The organism is Oceanobacter sp. ABM4_470 (genome assembly GCF_056158645.1).
Window position 1 is genome coordinate 547,530 of the sequence record NZ_JBSWTR010000001.1, and the last position, 10,876, is coordinate 558,405.

Here is a 10,876-nt window from a genome sequence, read left to right on the forward strand (position 1 = left end):
TTTATTAATGATCATCTAAAATTGAATTCTGGTTTGAAGGACTCTTACCATGATCCCTGTAATTATGGCCGGTGGCTCCGGCACTCGGCTTTGGCCGCTTTCTCGTAAGGCATTCCCGAAGCAGTTCCTGACTCTGAGTGGCGATCTGACCATGCTTCAGCAAACGGCTGCTCGCCTGGATGGTTTGTCTTCAATTGATCCTGTAGTCATCTGTAATGAAGACCATCGCTTTCTGGTTGCAGAGCAATTGCGCGCTTCTGGAAAGCAAGGAGCTATCATTCTGGAACCTGCTGGCCGCAATACCGCTCCTGCTATTGCTCTGGCGGCAATGCAGGTGATGAAGCAGGTTGCAGATGGTGAGCAGGCTCCAGTGATGCTGGTATTGGCCGCAGACCATGTCATTAAAGATACTGAAGCGTTTCAGAAGGCTGCTGAAAAGCTCCTGCCAGAAGTAGAAGCAGGAAAGTTTGGTACCTTGGGTATTGTTCCTACCGAACCGGCCACGGGTTACGGTTACATTCAGGCAGGCGAAGCTTTAGCAACCGGTAATCAGCCAGTGCAGCAGTTTGTAGAAAAGCCGGATGCCGAAACTGCCATGGGGTATTTGGAAGCCGGTAACTATTACTGGAACAGCGGCATGTTTATGGTTCGTGCCGATCGTTACCTGGAAGAATTGAATAAGTATCGCCCGGATATTTTTAAGGCCTGTGAAAAAGCCATGGCAGACGTTACCGAAGACATGGATTTTGTTCGTGTGAACAAGGAAGCGTTTGAAGCCTGTGCCGATGAGTCCATCGACTATGCCATTATGGAGCCACTTTCCAGCGCTGATGCTGCAGAGCCTCAAGTGGTGGTTGCACCGTTGGATGCTGGCTGGAGCGATGTGGGTAGCTGGTCTGCACTGTGGGAAATTGCCGATAAGTGCGAAAACGGCAATGCCACACTGGGTGGTGGCGATACCATGCTGGAAAACACCCGCAACAGCTTTGTGTACAGCAACGATCGTCTGGTGACCACATTAGGAGTAGACGAACTGGTGGTAGTGGATACTCCGGATGCTTTGTTAGTGGCTCACAAAGACAAGGTTCAGGATGTTAAAAGCATCGTGAACCGCATTAAAGCCGAAGGTCGTAACGAGCACGAAAACCATCGTGAAGTGTATCGTCCATGGGGCAAGTACGATTCCATCGACAATGGCGAGCGTTACCAGGTGAAGTGCATTACGGTGAAGCCGGGTGCCAAGTTGAGTGTGCAAATGCACCATCATCGCGCCGAGCACTGGATTGTGGTATCGGGTACTGCCAAGGTGACCAATGGTGAAGAGACTTACCTGGTGACCGAGAACGAGTCGACTTACATTCCAATTGGTCAGGTCCATGCTCTGGAAAACCCGGGTGTGATTGAGCTGGAGATGATTGAGGTTCAGTCTGGCTCATATTTGGGTGAAGACGATATTGTTCGCTTTAAGGATTTGTACGGCCGAGCTTGATCGTTAGGTTACGTTTTAAAAAGCCCTGAATGTTCAGGGCTTTTGTTTTTCCGGGCTGTATTTATTATGGCGGCCTGGTTTGGTACTTCGGTTTTTAGAATATGGGTTCAGAGGTTGGTATGGCTACCAGTAAGGACATTTTGGCATCCAGTGGCATCAAGTTTGGTACCAGTGGTGCTCGGGGCTTGGTAGGGCAGTTTACAAATTCGGCTTGTGCTGCGTTTACCCTGGCGTTTGTTAAGGTAATGAAGCAAGGCTTTGAATTCGGGCGTGTAGCTATTGCTGTGGACCGTCGTCCAAGCAGTCCTGCGATGGCGGCTGCTTGTGCCGGGGCTCTCAAGCAAGTTGGCCTGGAAGTAGATTATTATGGTGTGATTCCAACGCCAGCATTGGCATTGAAGGCGATGCAGGATGGCATTCCTTCGATAATGATTACCGGCAGCCATATTCCTTTTGATCGTAATGGCATCAAGTTTTACCGGCCAGATGGTGAAATTGAGAAAGCCGATGAATTGGCTATTTTGGCAGCTGAGGCCGACGTTTCAGATATTACTCCTGCTGTGTTGGAGGAGTCCGATGCAGCACGCCTGCTGTATGTTCAGCGTTATACGAGCTTGTTTGCAGAAGATACATTGGCTGGCAAAAAAGTCGGGGTTTACGAGCATTCGGCTGCGGGCCGGGAAATCAATATTGAAATATTGCAGGCTTTGGGGGCTGATGTTGTATCTCTTGGACGCACTGAAACCTTCGTTCCTATCGATACCGAAGCGGTTTCTGCTGAAGATCAACAACAGGCGAAAGAATGGTCTGCTCAGTATGGATTTGATGCCATCATTTCTACCGATGGAGACGGTGATCGTCCTTTAATTGCAGATGAAACAGGAACCTGGTTACGCGGAGATGTATTGGGTTTGTTATGTGCCAAGCATCTTGAGGTGCAGGCCTTGGCTGTGCCTGTGAGCTGCAATACGGCAATTGATAAGAGTGGCGCCTTTGAATCGGTGATGCGTACTCGTATTGGTTCTCCATATGTTATTGAAGGAATGCAAGCTCTGGCTGGCAAATACGAACGTGTTGCCGGTTTTGAAGCCAATGGCGGATTTTTATTGCAAACAGATTTGCAGGTAAACGGCGTACCCGTAAAGGCATTGCCTACGCGTGATGCTGTACTGCCTGCATTGCTTGTTTTGGCGGCGGCTTCAAAACAGGGTGTTGGTCTTTCGGCGTTGGTAGGCGAGTTGCCAGCGCGTTATACCGGAAGCGACCGTTTGAAGGAGTTTCCGACGGAACGCAGCAAGGCCTTGCTGGCGGATTGGGAGGCTGACGTAAAGGGTGTTAAAGACACTCTGGAGTTGGCTTCGGATGTTATGGCGCCAAATACCACTGACGGTTTGAGGCTGACGTTGGAAAATGGCGATATTGTTCATCTTCGCCCTTCAGGTAATGCACCTGAATTCCGTTGTTATGCGGAGTCTGATAGTGCGGAGAAGGCTGATCAGTTGGTGGTGTCTGTACTGAACAAGTTGGCAGCTTATCGGTAATACTGCGTTGTTTGTAGCGATGGAGCTTGTCACCGTCGCTAAACGTTAACTGTGCTATCGGGATCGTTGATTGGCCGGGCATTGCGGTGTTTTACAAGTTTTAAAAGTGCGTTGGCGAAAGAGTTCCAGGTTTGATTTTCACTGGCGGCTCATTCGTCAGTATAAAGATGCTGCCTCATCAAAGGGCAAGTATGTAGACGGAATTAGAGTTTATGAAAATTGCAGTTGCAGGGACGGGTTATGTTGGTTTGTCCAATGCGGTCTTGTTGGCTCAACATAACGAAGTAGTGGCACTGGATATTGTTCCAGAGAAAGTGGACATGCTGAATCGACGCGAGTCGCCGATTGTGGATGCGGAAATCGAAGAATACTTCGCAAACCACGATCTCAACTTGCGTGCCACCTTGAACAAGGAAGAAGCGTACGTTGGTGCTGAGTTTGTGGTTATTGCCACGCCGACCGACTACGACACGGTTAACAATTATTTCAATACGCGTTCTGTTGAAGCGGTAATTAAAGACGTGATGGCCATCAATCCGGATGCGGTGATGATTGTTAAGTCGACCATTCCGGTTGGTTACACTCAACGTATTAAAGAAGAGTTTGGCAGTAGCAATATTATTTTCTCGCCTGAGTTTTTGCGTGAAGGTAAGGCGTTGTACGACAACTTGTATCCTTCTCGTATCATTATTGGTGAGCAGAGTGAGCGTGCCGAGCGTTTTGCGGGTTTGCTGTTGCAAGGTGCTATCAAGAAGGAAGTCGATACGCTGTTTATCGACTCTACGGAGGCGGAGGCCGTTAAGCTGTTCTCCAACACGTATCTGGCGATGCGCGTAGCTTACTTCAACGAGTTGGATACTTATGCTCAAACTCACGGTTTGAACACCCGCCAGATTATTGAAGGCGTGGGTCTGGACCCTCGTATTGGTAGCCACTACAACAATCCGTCGTTTGGTTACGGTGGTTACTGCTTGCCTAAAGACACCAAGCAGTTGCTGGCTAACTTCAATGAAGTGCCGAACAACCTGATTCGTGCGATTGTGGACTCCAACAGCACGCGTAAAGACTTTATTGCCGACAGTGTGTTGGCCCGTAAGCCTCAGGTTGTGGGTATTTACCGCCTGGTGATGAAGTCTGGTTCTGATAATTTCCGAGCCTCGGCGATCCAGGGCGTTATGAAGCGCATCAAGGCCAAAGGTGTTGAGGTTGTGGTGTATGAGCCGGTGTTGGAAGAAGACGATTTCTTTAATTCTCGGGTTATTCGTGATCTGGAAGAGTTCAAGAAGGTTTCTGATGTGATCATCGCCAACCGTCAGGATGAGGCGTTGGCTGATGTAGCTGAGAAGATCTATACCCGCGATTTGTTTGGTAAGGATTGAGTGTGTAGGGATGGGACATGTCCCATCCTTTCAGCAAGCCGATATGCGGATGGTCCGTCCCGCAATAATATGATCGCTATGCGCTCCCGGTTGAGGCATGCCTCAACCCTACAAATAATGCGCAAACGTCGCGTTTCTATCGGCAGCAAGCTTCTGGGAGCGCGGTGGTGCGGCACTCCGACGGCTCGCCCGCAATGATATGATCGCTACGCGCTGACGGTTGAGGCATGCCTCAACCCTACAAATAATGCGCAAACCTCGCGTTTCTATCGGCAGCAAGCTGCCTCCCACTGTGTATCTGTTTGGTAGGTTGGGCCACGCCCAACTTTCGCAGGCAAACCAACTCCTACGTTGCGAAATATGATCGCTACTCGCTCACGGTTGAGGCATGCCTCAACCGTACAAATAATGCGCAAACGTCGCGTTTCTATCGGCAGTAAGCTTCTGGGAGCGCGGTGGTGCGGCACTCCGACGGCTCGCCCGCAATAACATGATCGCTACACCTTTCGGTTGAGGCATGCCTCAACCCTACAAATACTGCGCAAACGTCGCGTTTCTGTCGGCAGCAAGCTTCTGGGAGCGCGGTGGTGCGGCCCCCGACGGCTCGTCCGCGTGTTTCTTGTAAGCCTGACATTTGTATGAATTGGTCATTTTGCGGGGCAGCTCTCGTCGTGTGAATCCTGTTAGGATTTTTGTCATCAATCTAATGCACAATTCATTCATCGTTTTCATGGAAGAAAACTTATGTTCTCGCTTGCTCATCATGGGGCTGTTACGGGGGTAACGGGTTCCTGTCATCAGCTGTTGCTGGATAACGGCCATTCCTTGTTGGTTGATTGCGGTATGTTCCAGGGGGCGGAAGCCACTCCAGGCGCGGATGCGGATTCGTTGGAGCGTCGTACGCAAATCACGTTTGATATTTCGTCTGTGCGGGCGTTGTTGGTTACTCATTGCCATATCGATCATGTGGGTCGTTTGCCGTGGTTGTTAGCCGCTGGCTTTGATGGGCCGGTGTATGCCAGTCGTGCTACCTGTGAGTTATTGCCGTTGGTGATCGAGGATGCCTTGAAGGTGGGGGTAACCCGCGATGCCGGTTTAATTAATCAGGTGGTTGGGCGGCTGAAAACCATGTTACGCCCGGTGGATTATGGTGCTGCTGTGCCATTGCCGGAGTTGGAGCAAGATGGGCAGTCGGTGACGGCGTGTTTTAAGCCAGCAGGTCATATTCTGGGTTCTGCCTATATCGAGTTGACGATTACGGCATCTGGTTCAGACGCTACTGAGCAGTCTTTGCAAAAGGTGGTGTTTTCCGGGGATTTGGGGGCACGTGATACACCGTTGCTGCCTGATCCTGAGCCATTGTTGTCGGCCGATGTGTTGGTGTTGGAAAGCACCTATGGCGACAAAAACCACGGTGACCGACGTAATCGGCGGGCGCGTTTGGAGTCTGCGTTAAAGCGCTGTTTGGCGAATGCTGGCACTGTGTTGATTCCAGCGTTTTCCATAGGACGCACTCAGGAGCTGCTGTACGAGCTTGAGGACATTTTTCATCACTTGCCGGAATCATCGGGTGGGCGCTCCGGTTTAACGGATGCGGTTGATGTGGTGGTGGATTCGCCACTGGCGGCCCGGTTTACGGGGCATTACCGGCGCTTGAGTGAGTATTGGGATGCCGAAGCCAGGCAGCGTTTGGTCGCCGGTCGGCATCCGTTGAATTTCGATCAGCTACTGACGATTGAATCACATCAGGACCATATGAATGCGGTGGGATATCTGCGTCGCACCGGGCGTCCTGCCATTGTGATTGCTGCCAGTGGTATGTGTGCTGGTGGGCGCATTGTGAATTATTTGAAGGCGCTGCTGGCCGATGAGCGAACGGATGTGTTGTTCGTCGGTTATCAGGCCCGCGGAACGCTGGGGCGAGACATCCAGCACTGGGGTCCTAAAGGCGGTTATGTGTTTGTTGATGGTAAAAAGGTCAATATCGCTGCCAACGTTGAGACATTGTCCGGTTACAGCGCTCACGCAGATCAGGATGATTTGCTGGCCTTCGCCAAAGGACCGTCTGGCCGTGGTTCACCCATTCGGCATGTAGTGCTGGTGCACGGCGATGATGACGCCAAGCAGCAACTGAAGTTGGTATTGGAACGCGAAATGCCCGGTGTTGATGTTGTGGTGCCTTTCACGCCCCATGAAAGTTACCGCTTGCCATTGGTGTGATGTTCCATCGATTCACCCATTTGGGTGAATTATTCAGCGCGGGTGTGTGATTAGCTCCACTCCGTGGTGCCGGTGCCAAATCAAGACACGGAAAGCTAGTACAGTGACTCATCAGCATGATGTCTGGCTATTAATGTCGGGCTAAGGGGTAAGGATCGTTGGGCTAGTGGGCTAGTGGGCTAGTGGGCTAGTGGGCAAGAGTGCTGGGTATCTTGTTACATTCAGTACCCGGGGAAATCGGCACAAAAGTGCCGAATAGGCACTGTTTATGACAAATAGCTGAACAGTAAGAAGAATTTATGGAATCTCGGCCAGTATGTCGCATTTGGTCGTGTTAATATTTGTGAATCGTTAGACAAACTTTTCGCATATCGGGATAATTGCTGACCTATCTTTACCCGCGGTAACGTGTTAAGGCTCAACTTTGGGCTTTAAAGGAATCTCAGCATCCAGGGACGCTGAAGGAATAGTGAAATGACCTCTCAAAAAATGATCCGACCCAACCCTAATAGCTTCAGTGCGGTGTTTCGCCTCATTGACTTGGCGATTATCTTCGGGTTGTTCCCCTTGTGTGCCATTGTCTATGGCATTGCCATGGCGCCTATTTATTTCGCCACTGCGGCAATTGCGGCAGTGGGTTACTTGCTGGTGGCTGAGTCCTTCAATGTGTATCGCTCCTGGCGTGGCACCTCTCAGCTCAAGATGATGCTGATTCCACTGGCGGCCTGGGTGTCGGTGTGTTTTGCCGTTATGTTGTTTGTGTTCTTTGCCAAGATGGGCTCTGACTTCTCTCGTGTGGCAACCGGTGGTTGGATGCTCTGCGTGATGGTGTTGCTGGTGGGCTGGCGCTTGGCCTTCGGCGCGCTACTGAAGCACTTCCGCAAGAAAGGTTACAACACGCGTAAAGTGGCGATTGTTGGTGTGAACGACATGGCCGTTGCCATGCGCAAGGAGCTGGCAGATAACCCGGAAATGGGATACCAGTTTGTGGGCTACTACGACGATCGCAGCCTGCCTCGTGTGCAAGAGCAATTTCCCGGCGCATGCCTGGAAGGTACCATTGCCGATCTGATTGATAAAACCCGTCGTGGTGAGATCGAGACCATTTTTATTGCACTGCCGCTGAAGGCTCAAAAGCGCATCGACGAAATTTTGAAGCAATGTGGTGACACCACTGCGTCTGTACATTTGATTCCGGACTTCTTCACGTACAACCTGATTCATGCCCGCCTGAGTGAAGTGGGCAATATGCAAACCATCAGTGTTTATGAAACCCCGATCTTTGGTTTCAACGATGTGTTGAAGCGCATGTTCGATATTGTGTTTTCTCTGTGTGTACTGGCGGTGATCGCAATTCCGATGTTGGTGATTGCTGCTGCGGTGAAATTTACTTCGCCGGGCCCGGTTATTTTCAAGCAATTCCGTTATGGCCTGGATGGTCGCAAAATTCATGTGTGGAAGTTCCGCAGCATGTCGGTAACCGAGAACGGCGACAAGGTGGTGCAGGCCAAGAAAGGCGATATGCGTATTACCAAGGTTGGGGCGTTTATTCGTAAAACCTCGCTGGATGAGTTGCCGCAGTTTATTAACGTGTTGCAGGGCAGTATGTCGGTAGTTGGCCCAAGGCCTCATGCGGTGGCTCACAACGAGGAATATCGCAAGCTGATTCCTTACTACATGCTACGCCACAAGGTGAAGCCGGGTATTACCGGTTGGGCGCAGATTAATGGTTTTCGTGGCGAAACCGATACGCTCGATAAAATGGAAGGACGCGTTCACTACGACCTGGAGTACATCCGTAACTGGTCGATTTGGATGGATATCAAAATCGTTTTCCTGACTTTCTTCAAAGGCTTTGTGGGAAGTCACGTGCACTGAGTCACTCAAAGCGCCTGCACAGCCATGGCCAGAGCCCTCGAATTTATATGGGATGGGCTCTGGGTTATGACTGCTAGGGTTCATATGTGAGTTGTTGTTCCGTGTGTAGGACAATCGGAACGAATTTTAAAAATCCTGAAGAATAAAAATATTCTGAACACCAGTGTTGCTGAACACCTGTTGCATGAAATTTGTAAGTCGATTTTGTGAGTCGGTTAGCAAATCTTCATCGGGTTTTCATAATGTAGCGCTAGTGTTGCTTTCGGAATGAGATACTTCAGAACCGTGATTGTCAGCATTGGGTGGCTGTAGCATGAGCTTGTTTGGCTTGTGCTGGCCTGTCCGGCGCAGTTGGGCGTAAGGTTCTGGAAGATAAAGCGCGTTGCTGAAGAAAATTCATGCATGAAAGTCAGTATGTACTGTTATTTTCTGTAAGTACGCGTCATAATTGCGCCGATTTTTGGAACTGCCGGTTAGCCGGCTCCTTAGTAAGATTTCAAGCAAAATTTGAGAGGACTGATATGAAAGCTTGGCAGCTACCTTTGGTTGCGATGGCGACTGTTTCAACAGGCGCATACGCAGTGGAAGCGGACGGAATTCAGCTTGGAAGCGGCGTAACTGTGCTGCCGGGTGTTGAACTGTCCATCTCCGACAACAACAACATCTACCTGGAAGACAGCAACACGAACAGCGCCACCATTACTCGTGTTCGTCCAAACGTTGGCCTGAACGCCGACCTGGGCGCAGCGGTTGTTAACGCTTTCTACCAGTTTGAATCTGCAACTTACTCTGCCGATTCTGATGACAATTACCTGGATCACCTGCTGACTCTGGGTGCTGAGTACGAAGCAACTTCTCGCGTTTCTGTTGCTGGTGCATTCAACTTCACCAAAGGTCATGACGACCGTGGTACCGGTTCACTGCAAACCGAAACCACCAACGAACGAGATCCTTCCGAGTACAGCGAACTGACTCTGGGTGCTTCTGCTACTTACGGTGCCGACTCTGCATTCGCTAACGTAACCGGTTACGTTGAGGGTTTCGGTAAAGAGTACGACAACAACGAAGATATCACTGGCACTCTGGAATACAACAAGACCACTGTTGGTGCAGAGCTGGCTTTGACTGTTTCTCCAGACACCAAGGTACTGTTTGATATCAGCAACGCTGAAATCTCTTACGACGAAGATGCCGCTTCTGCCAAAGAAGGTTCTCTGGTTAAGTTCCTGGTAGGTGCTAGCTGGAACATGACTGGCAAGACCACTGGTGAGTTCAAGATCGGTACCGCGAAGCGTTCTTTCGATGAGTCCACTTTTGACGACAACAGCTCCTTCTCCTGGGAAGGTAACGTAAGCTGGTCTCCTAAGACTTACTCTACCGTTACTTTCATGACCAGCCAGAGCTCCAACGAATCTACCGGTATCGGTTCTTACGTTGACAACAGCTACACCATGGTTAACTGGGATCACGAGTTCTCCACCATGTGGGCAATGAACGTAATGGCCTCCCTGAACGGTGATGATTACGTTGATTTCGATCGTAAAGATACTACCAAGGCATTCACCATTGCGGGTATCTACTCTCCGATGAAAATGCTGGACGTAAAAGCTGCTCTGGATATCGCCAAGCGTGACTCTGACGCTGCCGATGCAGACTACAGCAAGCGAGTAATTTCTGTGGGTGCTACTCTGGCCTTCTAAGCCTTAACTCACTATATTCTTGCTTAAGTCATCGGCCTGCCTTGCAGGCCGATGGTGTTTTGGTAAGTTGCTAAACAGGATGTCTTCAATGCTGCGGTGGTTCAGCCTGCTGGTTCTCAGTCTGGTTTCTTTCTCATTCTCCATCAATTCGATGGCTGCTCCTGCTCAGTACCGTTTGGGTGCTGGCGACCTGATTCAGATCAGTGTGTATGACGAGCCTGACTTGAGTCAGGAAGTGCGTATTGGCCTGTCCGGGACTATTTCCTTCCCATTGTTGGGAGATGTATCGGTTTCTGGCTTGAGCCCTAAAGAGCTGGAAGAAGAACTGGTAACCCGTTTGAAGGGTCCTTACCTGTTAGACCCAAGCGTGACGGTGTCGATTGTTGAGTATCGTCCGTTTTACATGACGGGCGAGGTTGAGAAGCCTGGCAGTTATGCGTTTCACCCGGGCCTGACCGTAGATAAGGCAATTTCCATTGCCGGTGGTTTCACCGAGCGCGCTTCCAAAAGCAAGATTTTTGTTATGCACGATCAGAGTGCAGTCAAGGACGGTACTTCACAGGGGCTGCTGGTAGAGCCGGGTGAGAAGAAATCCCTGGATTTGTACGATGTGGTACAGCCGGGTGACGTAATTACGGTGGAGCAGAGCTTCTTCTGATTGTGATGACT

Annotated in this window: 7 protein-coding genes; all 7 read left to right on the top strand. The window is 50.3% G+C overall.

Translation table 11 applies throughout. From position 1 onward, the window contains the following. Positions 1-49: 49 nt before the first annotated feature. On the top strand, positions 50-1,489 hold the full coding sequence (locus ACXADJ_RS02425; RefSeq protein WP_475062665.1) for a mannose-1-phosphate guanylyltransferase/mannose-6-phosphate isomerase: 1,440 nt from the start codon (positions 50-52) through the stop codon (positions 1,487-1,489). A 119-nt stretch (positions 1,490-1,608) separates the two neighbouring features. Beyond that, the gene (locus tag ACXADJ_RS02430; RefSeq protein ID WP_475062667.1) at positions 1,609-3,030 is read left to right on the top strand and encodes a phosphomannomutase; all 1,422 of its coding nucleotides are present in this window, start codon (positions 1,609-1,611) and stop codon (positions 3,028-3,030) included. Positions 3,031-3,242: 212 nt separating this feature from the next. Continuing rightward, positions 3,243-4,409: a nucleotide sugar dehydrogenase gene (locus tag ACXADJ_RS02435; protein WP_475062669.1), complete on the top strand. Its 1,167-nt coding sequence runs from the start codon at positions 3,243-3,245 to the stop codon at positions 4,407-4,409. Positions 4,410-5,153: 744 nt separating this feature from the next. Next, positions 5,154-6,629 carry an MBL fold metallo-hydrolase gene (locus ACXADJ_RS02440; RefSeq protein WP_475062671.1) on the top strand — a complete coding sequence of 492 codons (1,476 nt, stop codon included), beginning with the start codon at positions 5,154-5,156 and terminating at the stop codon, positions 6,627-6,629. A 474-nt stretch (positions 6,630-7,103) separates the two neighbouring features. After that, a complete protein-coding gene (locus ACXADJ_RS02445) occupies positions 7,104-8,507 on the top strand; it encodes an undecaprenyl-phosphate glucose phosphotransferase (protein ID WP_475062673.1) in 1,404 nt (467 codons plus the stop codon). 521 nt (positions 8,508-9,028) lie between these two features. Next, entirely contained in the window at positions 9,029-10,207 is a 1,179-nt protein-coding gene (locus tag ACXADJ_RS02450) for an outer membrane beta-barrel protein (protein ID WP_475062675.1), read from the top strand. An 88-nt stretch (positions 10,208-10,295) separates the two neighbouring features. Further along, entirely contained in the window at positions 10,296-10,865 is a 570-nt protein-coding gene (locus ACXADJ_RS02455) for a polysaccharide biosynthesis/export family protein (protein ID WP_475062677.1), read from the top strand. Positions 10,866-10,876: the final 11 nt, after the last annotated feature.